Origin of the sequence: Rosistilla oblonga (genome assembly GCF_007751715.1) — a bacterium.
Lineage (GTDB): Bacteria > Planctomycetota > Planctomycetia > Pirellulales > Pirellulaceae > Rosistilla > Rosistilla oblonga.
Genome location: NZ_CP036292.1, coordinates 5,193,368 through 5,211,008, shown reverse-complemented (window position 1 = coordinate 5,211,008; position 17,641 = coordinate 5,193,368). Strand labels below are relative to the sequence as shown.

At 57.9% G+C, this 17,641-nt stretch carries 11 protein-coding genes; 6 read left to right on the top strand and 5 right to left on the bottom strand.

All coding sequences use genetic code 11. The annotated features are described in order from the left end of the window. Positions 1-57: 57 nt before the first annotated feature. Together CA51_RS18435 and CA51_RS18430 are read left to right on the top strand one after the other, a co-directional pair. Positions 58-1,041, top strand: a complete 984-nt coding sequence (locus tag CA51_RS18435) for an ABC transporter substrate-binding protein (RefSeq protein ID WP_231746206.1) — start codon at positions 58-60, stop codon at positions 1,039-1,041. A gap of 1,659 nt (positions 1,042-2,700) precedes the next feature. Then, a complete protein-coding gene (locus CA51_RS18430) occupies positions 2,701-8,673 on the top strand; it encodes an alpha-2-macroglobulin family protein (RefSeq protein WP_231745771.1) in 5,973 nt (1,990 codons plus the stop codon). A 139-nt stretch (positions 8,674-8,812) separates the two neighbouring features. Here CA51_RS18430 and CA51_RS18425 read toward each other — a convergent pair whose 3' ends face one another. The 5 genes from CA51_RS18425 to nrfH form a co-directional block, all read right to left on the bottom strand. Beyond that, positions 8,813-9,013: a hypothetical protein gene (locus tag CA51_RS18425; protein ID WP_145122681.1), complete on the bottom strand. Its 201-nt coding sequence runs from the start codon at positions 9,011-9,013 to the stop codon at positions 8,813-8,815. Further along, complete coding sequence (locus tag CA51_RS18420; protein WP_338052303.1) at positions 9,010-9,627, bottom strand: ATPase; 618 nt, start codon at positions 9,625-9,627, stop codon at positions 9,010-9,012. The genes CA51_RS18425 and CA51_RS18420 overlap by 4 nt, the downstream gene beginning before the upstream one ends. Positions 9,628-9,758: 131 nt before the next feature. Then, positions 9,759-10,826, bottom strand: coding sequence for a BPSS1187 family protein (locus CA51_RS18415; RefSeq protein WP_231745770.1), 1,068 nt, complete (start codon positions 10,824-10,826; stop codon positions 9,759-9,761). 288 nt (positions 10,827-11,114) lie between these two features. Then, positions 11,115-12,686, bottom strand: coding sequence for an ammonia-forming cytochrome c nitrite reductase subunit c552 (locus CA51_RS18410; protein WP_145122679.1), 1,572 nt, complete (start codon positions 12,684-12,686; stop codon positions 11,115-11,117). A gap of 117 nt (positions 12,687-12,803) precedes the next feature. Continuing rightward, positions 12,804-13,256 carry a cytochrome c nitrite reductase small subunit gene (gene nrfH, locus CA51_RS18405; protein WP_145124239.1) on the bottom strand — a complete coding sequence of 151 codons (453 nt, stop codon included), beginning with the start codon at positions 13,254-13,256 and terminating at the stop codon, positions 12,804-12,806. Between the two features lie 441 nt (positions 13,257-13,697). Between nrfH and CA51_RS18400 the strand changes: the two genes are divergently transcribed. The 4 genes from CA51_RS18400 to CA51_RS18385 all read left to right on the top strand — a co-directional run bounded on the left by CA51_RS18400 (position 13,698) and on the right by CA51_RS18385 (position 17,636). After that, entirely contained in the window at positions 13,698-14,177 is a 480-nt protein-coding gene (locus CA51_RS18400; RefSeq protein ID WP_145122678.1) for an anthrone oxygenase family protein, read from the top strand. Between the two features lie 256 nt (positions 14,178-14,433). Continuing rightward, positions 14,434-14,712, top strand: coding sequence for a type II toxin-antitoxin system TacA family antitoxin (locus CA51_RS18395; RefSeq protein ID WP_145122677.1), 279 nt, complete (start codon positions 14,434-14,436; stop codon positions 14,710-14,712). After that, positions 14,713-15,231, top strand: coding sequence for a GNAT family N-acetyltransferase (locus tag CA51_RS18390; RefSeq protein WP_145122676.1), 519 nt, complete (start codon positions 14,713-14,715; stop codon positions 15,229-15,231). Positions 15,232-15,581: 350 nt separating this feature from the next. Beyond that, positions 15,582-17,636: a sialidase family protein gene (locus CA51_RS18385; protein ID WP_145122675.1), complete on the top strand. Its 2,055-nt coding sequence runs from the start codon at positions 15,582-15,584 to the stop codon at positions 17,634-17,636. Positions 17,637-17,641: the final 5 nt, after the last annotated feature.

Sequence of the window (17,641 nt, the reverse complement as noted above, 5' to 3'; positions counted from 1 at the left end):
AGTATGAATCGAACGTTGTCGCCAATAACCGCTGCGCGATTGAAATCCGTGTCGCTGATGATTTGCATCGCGTTGCTGTTGTCGGGCTGTTCGTCCAGCAGCGATTCTTCGGCCGGCGGATCGACCTCCGAAGCGTCCGGATTGCAGCAGGTGTCGCTGCAATTGAACTGGTTCCCCGAAGCCGAACATGGCGGCTATTACGCGGCCGACGTGCATGGCTTCTTCGCCGACGAAGGGCTCGAGGTGACGTTGTTGCCCGGCGGGCCAAACGTCCCGGTCGTCCAGTCGGTTGCGGCGGGGCGAGCCGCATTTGCTGTGACCAATGCCGATCGCGTCCTGTTTGGCCATCAAGCCGGTGCGGAGGTTGTCGCGCTGTTCGCACCGATCCAGAACACGCCGCGATGCATCATGGTCCATCGCGAATCGGGGATTTCGAAGCTGGCCGATTTGCGAGACGTCACGTTGGCGATCGGAACTGGCCCGGCGTTCTTTCAATACATGCAGAAGCATCTGCCGCTGACCGGCGTCGAAACGATCGCCTATCCCGGCAGCATCGGCCCCTTCTTGGCGAACAAACGGTTCGCCCAACAGGCTTACATCTTCAGCGAGCCCTATGTCGCCAAACAGCAGGGAGCCGATCCGGTCACGCTGATGGTCTCCGAGATCGGATACAACCCGTACGCCAGCGTGCTGGTTGCGAGCCGCAAGACGTTGGATACGCAGAGCGACCTGGCCCAGCGAATCGTGCGGGCGAGCGCTCGCGGTTGGCAGAAGTATCTCGACGACCCGGCGGAAACCAACGCTGTGATCGATTCGATCAATCCCGACATGGATGCCGGCGCGCTCGCTTTTGGGGCAGAGCAGATTCGCCCGTTATGCGATCGCGAAGATCCCGCCGCGCCGCTGGGCCAGATGACCGCCGCGCGATGGCAGACGTTGATCGATCAAATGGTCGAAATCGAACTTGTCGATGCCGACAAGGTCTCGGCCGCCCGCGTCTTCGACGATCGATTCATCACGCCAACTGCATCGCAGGAATGATCTTGTTAGCCGAAGAATCTTGGGCGGCAGACGGCAGCGAGACTTGGCTGTGTGCTAACGGGTCCGTGGTCCCCGAATGGAAAGTGGCAGAATGATGGTGGCAGAATGATGCAGGCAGAATAATTTTGGTGTGATGTGCCGGCGGAAGATGAGGTTGGTTGTTCGCTATTCCCTCTTATCATTCTGCCCCCATTATTCTGCCAAGTGAGCTGCATCGATCGATCTGTAGTCCGGCATGGGAAGTGGCAGAATGATGGAGGCAGAATGATTTTTGTGTGTGCCGGCGGGAGTTGACGTTGGTTGTTTGCTATTCCCTCTTGTCATTCTGACCCGATTGTTCTGCCAAACGAGTCGCCTCGATCGATCCGTAGTCCAGCATGGGAAGTGGCAGAATGATGGAGGCAGAATAATTTTGGTGTGATGTGCCGGCGGAAGATGAGGTTGGTTGTTCGCTATTCCCTCTTATCATTCTGCCCCCATTATTCTGCCAAACGATCCGCATCGATCGATCCGTGGTTCGACATGGGACATGGCAGAATAATTCAAGGTGTCGTGCGAGGCGGGCAATTGCAGCGGCTTCGGTTTTGCGGGGACGACTTCCGCTACTGCTCGCATGGTCGTACGGCCGGCCCGTTGGGCCTGAAACGGTTTTGTGGGCATCGGTTTTCCCAGGGCGTTGCCCTGGGCTGGCATACGGCCGGCCCCGTTGGGCCTGATTTTGCTTGGATGGCGGACTCGTAGAGCGTGACGCATGTTGATTGCATGTCGGCCCGGTTGGGCGTGTGGGACGTTGTCTGAACGTCCGGTCCGTTGGTCCCGTGGGAGGTTGGCTGAATGTCCGCGGCGATGAACCGACGCATACGCCAAACGCTTTGCCATCCGATTCGGTGCGTTGTAACCGTTCGTGCACCGCCCCAACGGGGTAGCTCTACGCCAGCCCAGGGCAACGCCCTGGGTTTGGGGAGCGACACAAACGACGGCGGCCCTACGCCACGGTCCCGTCACGTCACGGCGACGCGGCGGTACGTGTGGGCGGCGGTACGTGTGGGCGGCGGTACGCCAGCGCGGCGGTGCGTGTGGACGCGCGGGGCGTTGCCGCCGCGGTTAAACGATCGCGCCCAACATCGTTCTCGTTCGACAGGCCCAACGTGGCCGGCGGTACGTCAGCCCAGGGCAACGCCCTGGGTTTGGGAGCGGCACAAACGACGGCGGCCCTGCGCCGCGGTTCCGTCACGTCACGGCGACGCGACGGTACGTGTGGGCGACGGTGCGTGTGGGCGGCGGTGCGCCAGCGCGGCGGTGGGTGTGGACGCGCGGGGCGTTGCCGCCGCGTTTAAACGATCGCGCCCAACATCGTTCTTGTTCGACAGGCCCAACGTGGCCGGCGGTATGCCAGCCCAGGGCAACGCCCTGGGGTTGGGGAGCGACACAAACGACGACGTAGCCCCAACGGGGCGGTCCTGCTGCGGGGATGAACGTAAATCGTTGGAGTGGAGGCCGAATAGATTTCAAAATTCGTCGACTTTCTCGGGTGCGCATTGGTCGGATTTGGCGTCCATGCCTATGATTTCACGTTCCGTGCTCTGCACCGAAGCTATTCAACACGTAGGAAGGATCAGACTCTTGACTCATTTACGGCTAATCGCCCCCTGCCTTTCCATGCTGATCGCATTTGCGGTCGCCTCGGCGGTGGGACCTCGAGACACTCAATGGAAGGCTGTCGAAGACGCGATGAACAAAGGTTTGCCCAAGACCGCGATCGAGGCGTTGCAGCCGATTATCGATGGCGCGTTGCAAGACAAGGCGTACGCCGAAGCTGTCAAAGCGATAAGCCAACGGATCGCTTTGGAAGGGGCGATCCAAGGGGATAAGCCCGAGGAAAAAGTCACTCGGATGACCGCCGAGATCGAGAAGGCTCCCGAGCCGATGCGGCCTGTGATGCAGGCGATCCTGGCGAATTGGTACTGGCAATATTTCCAGCAGAATCGCTGGCGGTTCATGCAGCGCACCGAAACCGCCACCTCCCCCAGCGACGACTTTACCACCTGGGCGTTGCCGCAGATCCTGGCTGAAATCGACAAGCATTTCCGGCTGGCCCTCGCCGCTCCCGAAGCGCTGCAAAAGACGCCGATCGATCAATACGATGCGCTATTAAACAAGGGGACCGCACCGGACGCCTACCGCCCGACGCTTTACGATTTCCTGGTTTTCGACGCGATCGATTTCTATGCCGCGGGCGAGCAAGCCGGTGCCCGTTCGCAGGATGCTTTTGATCTGCAAGCCGACAGCCCGATCTTCGCATCGGCTGCCGACTTCATCGCTTGGGAACCTCCGACCGACGACGCGAAATCGCCAACGCTGCGAGCGATCACGCTGTACCAAGATCTGCTGGTCTTCCATCAAGACGATGATGACAAGTCGGCGTTCTACGATGCCGATCTGTCCCGTTTGGTGTTTGGCAACAACAAGGCGTTTGGCGAAGAGAAGAGTTCGCGATTTAAGGCGTCGCTGAAACGATTCATCGAAGCGACCGCCGGGCACGAGATCTCTGCTCGAGGCAACGCGCAACTGGCGCAAACGATTCGCGACGAAGGGGACTTGGTCGAGGCGCATAAGATCGCCAGCGAAGGGCTTGAGAATTTTCCCAAGAGCGTTGGCGGAGCTCTCTGTTTCAACTTGATCCAGCAGATCGAAGCCCGTTCGGCGCAGGTTTCGACCGAACGAGTCTGGAACGAACCACTGTCGACGATCGACGTTCAATACCGCAACGTCACCAAGATCTACTTCCGCTTGGTCCCGTTTGATTTCGAAGCCTTTGTCCAATCCGAACGCTGGAATTCAGAGCAATTGGATCAGCGTCAGCAACAGGAACTACTGGCTCGCACGCCGGTTACCGCTTGGAATGCCGATCTGCCAGCGACAACCGATTACCAAGAACGCGTCGAAGAATTGCCGACGCCCGACGATTTGAAACCGGGAGCTTATTATCTGATCGCCAGCCACCATCCCGAATTTGTCCGCGCCGACAACCAAGTGTCGTTCACGGAGATTTGGGTTAGCGATCTGGCTCTCGTATTGCGAAATCACAACGGCGATGGATTCGTCGACGGCTTTGTCTTGGATGCCCGCAGCGGCGATCCGCTGGCCAATGCCAACGTGCGAGCGTGGCAGCGAACGAACCACGGCAACCGCCGCCAACCGCTTCCGTCGACGAAGACCGACGAAAACGGGCGGTTTGAATTCCGTGGCCAACGACTGCGAGGAATGGTCTTTCACGTCGTCGATGGCGACAACGCACTCTCTTCGATACACAACGTCGACAGTTACCAGAACAACCGACAACCTCGACCCGATGAACAGACACGGTTCTTCACCGACCGATCGATCTACCGCCCGGGGCAGACGATCCAATACAAGGGGATCTGTTTGCGAGTCGACCAGCAGAAGGACGATTACGCGACGATCGCCGGTCGCGAATTGACAGTGGTCTTCAACGACGTCAATGGAAAAGAGATCCAGCGGCAGAAACATCGCACCAACGATTACGGAAGTTTCAGCGGCAGCTTCAACGCGCCGCGCGATCGTTTGATGGGGCGAATGTCGATCCATGTCGCTGGCGAACCGAATGGAGCAACGCAAGTCACTGTCGAAGAGTACAAGCGACCCAAGTTTCTGGTTTCGCTGGACGCACCTAAGGAAGCCGCTCGGCTTGGCGGTGAAGTCAATCTGCAGGGATCGGCTAAGGCGTATACCGGCGCGGCGATCGATGCTGCCGAGGTTCGCTGGCGCGTCGTCCGTGAAGTCCGCTATCCGATCTGGTGGTCGTGGCGTTGTTGGTGGATCCCGCAAGTTCCCGATGCCGGGCAGGAGATCGCTCACGGAACGACGACAACCGCCGCCGACGGCAGCTTCGACATCCGCTTCGACGCCCGTCCCGATCCGTCGGTATCGCCCGAAAGCGAAGCCTCATTCCAGTTCACGATCTACGCCGATGTCGTCGACACGACGGGCGAAACGCGTTCGGGCAGCCGCCAAGTCAACGTCGGCTTTGTCGCTTTGCGAGCGTCGGTTTCCAGCGACGATTGGCAGACGACCGACGCACCGACGAAAATCCAACTAAGCACTACCACTCTGGATGGCGAAGCGATCGCGGCCGACGGCGTGCTGAAGGTCTATGCGCTGCAGCAGCCCGAACGGCCAGCTCGCGGCAGATTGTCGAACCAACCGCGGCCGATGTACGGCCGAGCGGGAAGCCCAATCGATTTGGCAGACGCTCCGAAACCCGATCCCGCCAATCCCAATTCGTGGGCGCTAGGGGAGGTCGCGTTTGAGAAAGCGATTCAGATCGACGCCAGCGGGCAAGCGGAAGCTGAGGTTCAATTGAAAGCTGGCATCTATCGAGCGGTCTTCGAAACGAAGGATCGATTCAGCAAGTCGGTGACCGCGTTGTTGCCAATCCAAGTGCTCGATCCCAATGCAAAGCAATTGTCGATCAAGATCCCCAACCTGTTGGCTTCCGCCGCTTGGTCGGTCCAACCGGGCAGCGAATTCGAGGGCGTCTGGGGAAGCGGATACGACACCGCTCGCGCGTTCGTCGAGATCGAACATCGGGGCGGGGTGTTGCAGAGTTTCTGGACCGCCCCCGGAGTGACTCAGGTTCAGATCAAACAACCGATCGAAGAAGGGATGCGCGGCGGGCTGACGCTGCGGACGACGATGGTTCGCGAAAACCGAGCCTATCTGGAATCGTGGCAGATCAGAGTCCCTTGGACCAACAAGCAACTGACGGTTCGCTGGGAGCACTTTGTCTCCAAACTGGAACCGGCGGAAAAGCAAACCTGGACCGCGGTGATCGACGCTCCCGATGCAAAGCGAGCCGCCGCCGAGATGGTCGCGGGGATGTACGACGCGTCGCTGGATGCTTATCTGCCGCACCATTGGGCCGATGGATTCCATGTCTTCCGGCACAACCGCAGCAACGTTTATTCGCAATTTGAAAACCAACAAAAGCAGCTGCAAGGTCTGCTCTTCAATTGGAACGTCGATGCCCGCGATGCGTCGCTCATCTACCGATCGTTCCCCGGCGAGATCATCAACGCGATCTACGGCATGCGGGGCAATGTTCAGTTCCGTAGTCGAAGAGGCGGAGGCATTGCTGGTGGCCTCGGGATGATGGAAGCCGATTCGTTTGCCGGTGCCGCTCCAGCGCCGATGGCGATGGCCAAGGGAATGGCAAAGGATTCCAACGCGCAGGTCGCGAGTGCTCCCGCTGCCGAAGGGGCACCCGCCGACGACCAGCCGCCAGCGGCTGAGGTCGATCTGGAAAACGTTTCGGCACGGAAGAACCTCAACGAAACCGCCTTCTTCTTTCCGCATTTGATCGCCGGCGACGACGGCACGGTGCGGATGGAGTTCACGATGCCCGAGGCATTAACGAAGTGGCGGTTCATGGGCTTCGCTCACGACAACGAACTGCGATCCGGACTGTTGACCGATACCGTGGTGACGGCAAAAGACTTGATGGTTCAACCCAATCCGCCGCGATTCGTTCGCGAGGGGGACGTGTTGGAATTCACTGTCAAAGTCAGCAACCAATCGCCGACGCGTCAGACCGGTACGGTGCGCTTGAGCTTTGCCGAAGCGCGAACCGGCGACAGCGTCGACGCGGCGATCGGCAACGACCAACGCGATCAAGCGTTCGAGATCGCTGCGGGGCAATCGAAGTCGTTGGCTTGGCGGATTCAGATTCCCGACGGAATCGGGTTCTTGACCTACAAAGCGGTCGGTTCGACGGGACGATTGTCCGACGGAGAAGAAGGGTATCTGCCCGTCTTGTCGCAACGTGTGCTGGTGACCGAATCGCAAACGCTGCCGATTCGCGGTCCACAAACAGTGGAGTTCGATTTTGAAAAGCTGCTGAAATCGGGCGACTCCGATTCGCTGCGTCATCAATCGTTGGACGTTCAAATGGTTTCCAACCCGTCGTGGTACGCTGTGATGGCGTTGCCCTATCTGATGGAATACCCGCACCAGTGCAGCGAGCAGACGTTCAGTCGACTATATGCCAACGCATTGGCGCGGCACATCGCCGGCAGCGATCCGAAGATCCATCGCGTCTTTGAACAATGGCGTGGGACTCCGGCGCTGGAGAGTCCGCTGATGAAGAACCAGGACCTCAAAGCGGTGATGATCGAAGAGACGCCTTGGCTGCGACAAGCGGAATCCGAATCGGAAGCTCGACGCAACGTGGGGATCTTGTTCGACGATAACCGCTTGAACGACGAGACCGCTCGGCTGCTGAAGAAGCTGGCCGATCAACAGCTCGACGACGGCGCGTGGCCTTGGTTCCCCGGCGGTCCTGCAAACGATTACATCACGCTTTACATCACCACTGGTTTTGGTCGAATGCGTCACTTGGGCGTCGACGTTGATACCTCGGCGGCGGTGAAGTCGCTGACCCGATTGGATGCGTGGGTTACCAAGCAGTACACCAATATCGCGGAAAGCAACCGTGACGATAATCATCTGACCGCGACGATCGCGTTGTATCTGTATGGCCGCAGCTTCTTCCTGGAAGATCAACCTGTCGCCGCGGAACATCGAACCGCTGTCCTGTATTGGTTGCAACAAGCCAAGCAGTATTGGTTGAAATTGAACAACCGCCAGTCGCAAGCCCATCTTGCCGTGGCCTTGAAACGCTTCGGCGATTTGAAGACGCCGGTCGGCATCATGGCGTCGATCAAAGAGCGATCGGTAAGTGACGAAGAAATGGGAATGTTCTGGCGCGATACCGAAGAATCGTGGTGGTGGTACCGAGCTCCGATCGAAACGCAAGCGATGATGATCGAAGCGTTTGACGAAGTGATGGACGATGCGGCGGCTGTCGAAGACTGCAAAGTTTGGCTGCTGAAACAAAAACAAACGCAGGACTGGAAGACGAGTAAAGCGACAGCCGACGCGGTCTATGCGTTGTTGTTGCGAGGAACCGACCTGTTGGCGTCCAGCGAATTGGTCCGCGTCGATCTGGGCGGCCAGACGGTCGAGCCGAAAGATGTCGAAGCGGGAACCGGCTTTTATGAGCAGCGGTTTTCCGGTGCGGAGGTGACGCCGCAACAAGGAAAGATCACGGTCACTAAGGTCGACGAAGGCGTTGCGTGGGGAAGCGTGACGTGGCAATACATGGAGGAGATCGCCAAGATCACGCCTCACGATGGAACGCCGCTGACGCTAACCAAGCAGCTGTTCGTGAAAGAGACGACCAAAGATGGACCGGTTCTGAAACCTGTCGACGGGCCGATTGCGGTCGGCGATGAATTGGTCGTACGGATCGTTTTGAAGACCGACCGCGACATGGAGTATCTGCATCTGAAGGATCAGCGCGGCAGCGGCACCGAACCGGTGAATGTGCTATCGCGTTACAAGTACCAAGATGGACTGGCCTACTACGAATCGACTCGCGATACGGCCAGCCACTTCTTCATCGATTACCTGCCCAAGGGAACGTACGTCTTCGAATATTCGACGCGCGTTCAATTGCGAGGCAGGTATCAATCGGGATTCGCCAACATCCAGTGCATGTACGCACCGGAGTTCAACAGTCATTCGGAGAGTCTGCTGTTGGAGGTTCAATAACCACCGCGGCAACGCGATGATTATTGGCGTTGTTTTTTGATACAGCTTGCATCCGGCGGCGTGGATTCACCACCCACGTCGACCGGATGGTGGCCGATTGTTACGGAAACGAATCGATACACGTGTCGATACGCGTCGTCTATTCCGTTCCTGCTGCTGGTGGCTCTTTCGACGGCGGGTCAAATTCCTCTGAAAACGGATCGACTTCAACGACCTTGCCATCACGCCAAAGGACGATCGGGGTGTTGTGCTGGCGGGCGCGAACAAGAACGTCATCGGCTGCTTGCTGCATTGCGGCGTTCGCCTTACGTACTAGCTCGGGTGTGTTGTCTCGAATCATCGCATTAGCTCCGGGGACAATTGTTTGAGTTCAGCAAACCGCGCATCGTCATAGACTCGGCGAACGTTGTCCTGCTCTCCGACAATGATCTCACCGGGGCGGCTCGATCCGTCGTAGATAACCCATTCGTCGAGAACTGGCTTATATAGCGACGCAAAGTTGTTGATGCCAAGTTGGTAACGACGCCGGATATGCGGTTCTGGAATATTGTGCCCACCTTCTCTGACCCGCGTTGCAACTCGAGCTACGGCGAGATCGACGGAGGGAAGCCAGATAAAAAACAAGGACACTCGGTACCCAAGTTTTTTCATCATACGCAGCCGTTTAACATGTCCACGACCAGCAAGCGTTGTTTCAAATCCGAACGATGTTCCTTTTCTCGTCAAACTTTCGATACGGTTTAGCATCAAGCGACCGGCAGCAACCGATTGTGACTCGGGGTTGAACGGTGACAGCCCAGAGGCAATCAAATCAGCGTTTACAAATTCCTGGCAACCCGCGAAATTCGGCAAATAGCGACTTGCGAATGTCGTCTTACCGGCTCCGTTAGGCCCAGCAATAACGTAAACGGTCGGTTGCGGTGGTGAACTCATGCCAGCTTGGTTCCGTTTCACCGTATTCTACGGCGCCGAACGGATAAAACCAATTCAGCATGTCCTTGCTCCCCGCAATTGTTGGAGCAGATAAGCATTTCGTGCTTAGACCATCGGGCGCATGCACCCGATTTGTAAGCGGGCAAGATACTTTAGCGTTGGTTCTTGATACAGCTTGCATCCGGCGGCGTGGCTTCACCAACCACGTCGACCGGATGGGTATACAAATATTTCCAGACCGCTTCGTGGATGTATTTGCCATCGGCGTCTTTGCCCGCGCTGCCGCCTGGTTGAACGCTGCTGTGAGCTCGGCGAGCGTTGCCGTCGACATCAAAGTCGGTGATCAATCGACGGGTGTTTTGGTAGGGCGGTCCGATCTTGTCGACGTTCACGATCGGACCAAATTTGTTCATCCCCAGCATCTCCCAGCTGCGGCAATAGTGATCTGCCGTCCAACCGCCGTCGAGCACGTGAGAGAAGCCGAAGTATCGGTTCTCGGGAGTTGCAGACGGGAGCGATTGCCAGGTTTGATAGTTGTCGCGAGGTCCGCACAACGCGACGACTCGACTGACCTTCTGATGCTTGGCGAACCGCGCCGCCGTCGTCGAACCGTGCGAGCTGCCCGACATGATCACGTCCTCCCAGCGGAGGCCATTGCCATCTTCGGTTAAGAAGTAATCCCAGCCCCCTTGAGGATTCTCTTTCGCCAGCCACTGCACAAATTTGAGCGCCCGCTCCATCATGCCGTCCGGTTTGGGAATGTCGACATCGCTGCTGAAGTCTTCGCCGGTGGCCGCTTCCAAGCGGATGTTGCCGCGGCATTCCTCGCCGACCGGATTTTCGCGGCAGCAGATCGAAAACCATTTGTTGGCGTAGTGGACACGGATCGCGTGCAAGCCGTAGCTGTTCCAGCGATCGAACAGACCTTGGTTGTGCCCCATCAACCAAATCACCAGTTTTCCCTTGGGCGCGACGCGGGTGTCGACCGCTGCTTGTTGGAAATCAGCCGGTTTGCCATCCTTGTTGTCGATCAAGAAACCGATCTCCGGATGCGCTTGGACTCGCGGATCCAGCTCGCTGGCTCGCGCCTTGAATTGGTACCGCTGCGGGTTGGGATCGTTAAAAGTCAACGCGCTCGGCGACGACTGGCCCAGCGCTGCGGTGGTAGAGGCGGCCAGCAGGGCCAGCGAAAGAAGGGACGTATAGAACGACTTTGTCATTAGGTGGGTTTCCATGCGATTTGAACAGGCGATGAAATCAGTTGCGGTCGCATTTGCTGGGGCAGCGACAAAACTGCGGCAGCCAATGCGACGCTGTGCCATCTTAATCGAGAACGCAGGGCAAGCTGAGACGCTGCCGTTGGCTGGTCCCATTTTGTGGGCGAGTCGCGGGGAAACGAAGGCGAATTGCGGCAGAATCCGCATGATCGGACCATCCAAATCGCTTCCGATCGCCGCAGAATTGCCCTTGGCGATCGAAAGGAATGCACGCGCGTCGGCGTCGCTTATTTAGGACGCGTCGCTCTCAGCCGGCTCTGCCGCCGGCTCGCTTTCCAGTTGGTAGCAGCCAGCGATCGCTTGGCGGCTGTAATCGATCGATTCGGCGAGGATCCGAGCCGACTCTTGGCTGGCGTGGAAACCCTTGCTGTTTTCACTGGCGATGAAGTCGAGTCGCCACATCGCTTTGCGTTGCAGGTCGCGGATCGGTTTCAGTTGTTCGTCGCTGGCTCCCGCCTCGCGGGCTGCGATGATCGCGTCGAACATCTCCGTCACCGCCGCGGCCGCACGGTCGATCAGGTCGCTCGTGCGATGTTGGATCAGGTCGACGCGGTCTTTGATCTCCTGTTCGGAAACCTTGTGGCACGTCTGGCAGGCCTTGTTGATGTTCGCCATCGGGCTGCGAACCCAGTGGCTGCTGACCTTCGTCGCTCCTACTTTTTCGTAAGGCATGTGGCAATCGGCGCAGCTGACGCCGGCACGAGCGTGAATCCCTTGGCTCCACAATTCGAACTCCGGATGTTGGGCCTTGTAGACCTTGGTCCCCGTCTCTTTATGAACGTAGTCATAGAACGGCTCGCCCGTCTCATCCGCTTCCTCGCTCGGAAAGGTCGTGCTGTCCCATTCGGCTTCCAGGTCTTCGACTTTCAGCCCGTGGCTCCATGGGAAGGTCAACGTCATCTTGTTGGCACAGTAGTATTCGACGTGGCACTGGCCGCAGACAAACGACCGCAGTTCCTGCCGCGTCGCGTCGGTGTTCGGATCGTACGTCCCTTTGGAGCCCGCTTTGCGCCACTTGGCGATGCTGGGCAGATGCGGCACCGGATCGTCGCTCTTGGCGAGTTTGTCGATGCCGATCAAAAAGCCCGGACGTGTGACGCGGAGTGCCATCGTTTTGGGATCGTGGCAGTCGATGCAGGAGACGGGATGCGCGTTGCCGAGATGCGGATCGCCCGCGGCCGCTTCGACCACGCCGTCGGGAGTCTTTTCCAGTTCCGCGTGCACCTCTTCATACGTCCGCTGGCTGACCGCTTTAAAGCCGGCCATTACCGCCTCTTGGTTGAACGACTCGGCCAGCTTCGCCGCGGTGACTTCCTGCCCCAGTTCTTCCATGCCGATACGGCGATAGGTCGGGATGATCGATGCGTGGCAGTGCAAACAGGCTCCCGCTTGCTGGACCTCGGTCACGCGCCGGGTCACCTCTTGGTCGGCCAGCATGTGCGCGTGCCCGCGCGCTTCGCGGTACTCGATGCTGAACGCGTACCCCGCGAACAATCGTTTCAGCCACGGATACTCTTCCAGTTTGCTGGGGGGGAGCGCGTGGTTGCCGCCGTAGTCGGTGTATTCGTCGTCGACTGTCTTCAGATAGTCTTCGTATTGCTGCGGGAAATTCAGTCCCCACGGTTTGGGATCGGTGCTGACCTCATCGACCTCCACGACGCGGACAAACGGCGTCCGCGCTTCCTGCTTGCGTTCGAAGATGTTCACCAGAATCGCGACGACACCAAAAGTGGTTGCGGCGACGGTGCCGGTTAGCAATGCCAACCAGCCAAGGCTGCGTGATCGGTTGTCTGAAGTTGTCATGAGAGGCGATCGGTTGAAGGCGAATCGAAGTGGAAGTTTGTGTGGCGAGTAAAGTCGACGTGTCGGATCGGGCGTCGCGGCCTGGCGGGGAAATCGATCCCGCGTCGGGCGATCGATCTAACGACCGGCATGGCCGACATCGGCGTGGCAATGGACGCACGATAACATGTCGTGCCCGGCGGTCGCTGGCAGCAGAGGATGAACAAAATCCTTATGACACGATATGCAGGTGCTCTGCGTCACGCGTTGGTTTCGCGGCTTGATCTGGATCGGATCTTTGTAGCCTCCCATCGTGAAGGCGAGCGAATGGAAGAAGCCATTGTCGGCTTTGGTGACCCATTTGCCAACGAAGTCGTGGGGCAAGTGACAGTCGTTGCAGACGGCGACGTGATGATGGCTGCTCTGTTGCCAGGAATCCATGTGGTCCTGCATTACGTGACAATTGATGCAGGTTTCCGGATTGTTGCTCAGATAGCTGGCCCCTTTGCCGTATCCAAACGTAAACGTCCCGACACCCGCCAGCAGACCCAGGCAGACAAAAAACGTCATCGCTACCTTGCCGAAACGCATCGGCCGCTTGGCTTCATCGGGCGGCTGGCCTTCGTCGAGCGGTGCGTCGGTTTGCGAACTATCCGCGGACATCGCGACTTCCTTCCGTCTTGGAGAGCACTTTGCGTTGGAGCCATCGGTTGCATCGCATGGGAGTTGTCCATGGCAGTGGGGATCGTTAGATCTGGGATTGTAGATGAACTTGCCGCCGGACAGCAGATGCCTCTCCGCGGCGCAGGCTGCAGCGTTTCAAATCGAACGAGCGATCTTGTTCACCGTCGAGGCGTGGGACGTGAACTGCCCTTAACATATTCACAAAAGGTTTCCTCTAGCGCGACGTGTCTCCGGTGATGGAGCGATTGGAAAACCGCATCCGCGAACTGGAAACTAAACTATCCCAGTACGAGAGTCGCGACGGATAATCGCGATATTGTTTTTTGAGACTCGAACCCAGGCTCCCGCATGTCGCCATTCTCGTTTCTTGAATCGCTCACGATCCTTGCCATCGCGGGCTGTGGCCTGATGGCGGGATTGTTTTTTGTCTTTTCGGTTGCGGTGATGCAAGCGCTGTCCCAGCTGTCGTCGGCCGAAGGCCTCAATGCGATGCAGTCGATCAACCGGACCATTTTGAACTCGGTGTTTCTGACTGTATTTTTCGGAACCGCGATCGTCTGCTTGGGGCTCATCGTTTGCTCACTTGGACAGCGTCAACCGGGATGGCAGTGGGCAATTGCGGGAGCAAGCACCTATCTGGTCGGCGGTTTCGTCGTAACGGCAACACGCAACGTGCCCATGAACAACCAGCTGGAGCAATTTTCGGAGCCTTCGCCGCGAGCGATCGAGTATTGGCGCACCTACCAAAGCCTCTGGACACGATGGAACCACGTCCGCACGATCGCCTCCGCTTCGGCGGTGGTCATGTTGGTGATCAGTCTGCTGTAGCAGGCCGAGCCGCGGTTGAATCCGTGTTCCAGGCGGGGCGCATGCGATTCGATCCGGTGCACGTCCCGCGCTTCAGCATCGACGTTGCCCTGTGTCGCGGCAGACGCAACCTGCAATGGACGTCACTACTGACGAGTGAGCGAGCCTTGCTCGAACAGACAACCTGAACACTGTGTGGCATATTGACGTACGGCGGGGAGTGGTTTATGTTGAGGTGGCAATTTGCCACTTGTGATTGTTAGCTTCGAGGGAACACATGGCGACTACAAAAAATGATGCGCGAATCAATGTTCGCTTGGCGAGCGAGTTGAAGCAGGTTATCGAAGAGGCGGCCACCGCGCTCGGTCAGACGGTCAGCGAGTTCACTGTTTCGACCGTTGTGCGAGAAGCGCGTCAGGTCATTCAAGAAGCTCAGTTTACAAGGCTATCCACTCGGGATCGGGATGCATTTCTCGGAGCCCTCCGTGCGGCGGATGCAAAGCCGAATGATGCATTAAAAGCCGCGGCTCGCCGTTACAAGAAGCGAATTGGTTAGATGGGTAATGTGTGGGGCATCGAGCCGTTTGAGCGGAAAAAGCATGTCCGTACCGGATTCGACTGTGGCGTCGCCGTTCTGAACGATTGGCTTGCCACGAAGATTAGCCAGTATGAAAAACGCGATCTTGCCCGGACGTATGTACTTGTTGGCGATGGGGGGAATGCGGTCAAGGGATATTACGCCCTATCGAATCACACGGTTGTCTACGAAGCGTTGGCCAAAGATCAAGCCAGAGGGTTACCTCAAATCGACTTACCAGTGGTGCTCATCGGGAGGCTCGCCGTCGATACCACGGTGCGTGGGCAAGGTCTTGGAGAATTCTTATTGCTCGATGCGCTGCGGCGAGTCGAATATCTTGCAGCCAAAATTGGTATCCAAGCGGTCGAAGTGGATGCGATCAATGACCGAGCGAAACAGTTCTATCTCAAGTACGGGTTTACGCCTCTTCAAGATAATCCTTCTCATCTGTTTCTGCCCATGCAAGTCGTGCGCAAGCTGAGGCTACCACCGCTATAGGAGAATCCCAGGCAGCCAAGAGCGATGGAAACACTACAAGCATCATCGGCGCGTTGGAACCATCTGTGAACGCTCGCTTCGACCATCGCCGTCATTCTGCAAACGATCAGCTTGATGTCGCGTCTTTTGATTGCTTGAGGAGACCATCGCACCCATCGTTCGGACGCCGGAGTATTGGGCTGCATCCCTCCCTCGCGCTTCGCTGGTCTGGTGATCGCCGCTGGTGTTTCGTCGGTTTTTATCGAGTTTTGCTTGCCGATCGCATGTTGGATCTTTATGTTATAACGTGAGATAACAATGGGCTGGAGTAAGGCCTCGCCCTTTCGCATTCGATTCAGAAAGCCGTAAAAATGACGACTTCATGTGCGTTCCCCTCTCGATGGTTTTGGGCCATCCTCTGCATCCTGTCTCTGGTTGGGAGCGTTTCGGCCGACGAAGCGGCTCGCGATTCGGGAGCGGATTCCGGATCGAGGACAACGAGTTTCGAGGAAGTGAAATCGGGGCGGTTTGAAAAGCTCGATACCAACCTGGGGAATTGGACATCCGATTCCGGAGTCGCGTCGGTCAGTGCGAGACATGCTCACTCGGGACGCCAGGCGTTGCATCTAGCGGGAGGTGAAAAGACCGTCGTCAGACTTCGACTGCCCGATGCCGTCGACACCTCCGGTACGCTCTCGTTCCGAGCCGAACGCTGGACTCAAAGAGCTCCCTTTACGTTTCGGGTTGAGAAGAAAGCGGGGGACGATTGGGCGGAGATCTTTCGCGGTGATGATGTCGTCCGCGTCGGACGGTCGTTTTTGAGTCACGTGATCGTCCCGATCAACGACGACAGTGTGGAGCAGTTGCGGTTCACATGTACGAGTCCGGCTGACGCGGGGATTCTGATCGACGATCTCACTATCGGACCGGCTGAACCGCAGAAGGTGACCAACGTCGAATTGGTGCCATTTTCGCTTCCCGCTCTTGTCGGTACGCAGTCCAGTTCGCTGGTCAAGCTGAAGGTCGAAGTGACGGGGATCCTGGACCCGATCTCGATTGTGGAGTTGCGGGCGAGGGTGGTTGGCGTGCAGCAGATCGAGTCGCTGCAGGTCGGCGATGGCGAGCCGGTCGAGCTGGCTGACAACGCCGCCACGACGCTGCAAACGTCTCAGCCGTTGGAGCAGGGAGAGAACATCGTCTGGCTTCGTTGTCGACTTCGGGAAGATGCCAACATCGATCGACAGGTCGGTGCCACGATTGAACAGGTAAAATTTTCCAACGGCGAAACGGTCGAGCTCGATTCGCCGATACAGCGGCAGCGGATGGGAGTTGCGATGCGGCAACACGGGGATGACGACGTCCACACCTATCGCATTCCGGGGCTGGCAACGACCAATCGAGGAACGTTGATCGGCGTCTACGATATTCGTCATCGCAGTGGCCGGGATCTGCCAGGCGATATCGATGTTGGGATGTCGCGTTCGACCGATGGCGGACGGACGTGGGAGCCGATGAAAACGATCATCGACATGGGGGACGATCCGAAGTGGAAGTACGATGGCGTTGGCGACCCGGCGGTGCTGGTCGATCGCAACACGGGCACGATCTGGGTGGCGGGGACATGGAGCCACGGCGATCGGGCATGGCGGGGATCGGGGCAAGGTTTGGCTCCGGAAGAGACGGGCCAATTGATGCTTGTCCGCAGCGACGACGACGGGCTCACGTGGTCGCTGCCGATCAATATCACCGAACAGATCAAACGCCCGCAGTGGTGCTTCATCCTGCAGGGGCCAGGCAAGGGGATCACGATGCGAGACGGAACGATCGTCTTTGCGGCTCAGTACCAGGACCCTCCCGAACAGCAACGGCTTCCGCATTCAACAATCATCTATTCCAAGGATCACGGCGAGACATGGCACGTGGGAACGGGAGCGTTCGACGATACGACCGAGGCTCAAGTTGTCGAAGTCGAACCGGGAGTCTTGATGCTGAACTGCCGCTACAACCGCGATTCGGCGCGGGTTGTGATGACGACACACGACATGGGGAAAACGTGGCAAAAGCACCCAACGTCGGAACTGGCGTTGATCGAGCCCCAAGCGTGCATGGCCAGTCTGATCGATGCAGACAGGGAAGTGGGAAGAGATGTCGGCGGTTGGCTGCTGTTCTCGAATCCCAATAGTCTGCGTGGCCGCAATCACATCACGATCAAAGCCTCCGCGGATCGTGGATCGACGTGGCCCAAGCAGCACCAGGTTCTGCTCGATGAAGGGAATGGCGCAGGGTATTCGTGTATGACGATGATCGACGAAAAGACAGTCGGCATCCTGTACGAGGGAAGCCAGGCTCAGCTGACATTCCAACGCATTCCGTTGAGCGATATCGTCTCGCCGATCGGCAGCACAACGAACTCGGGCGATGAGTAAGGCGA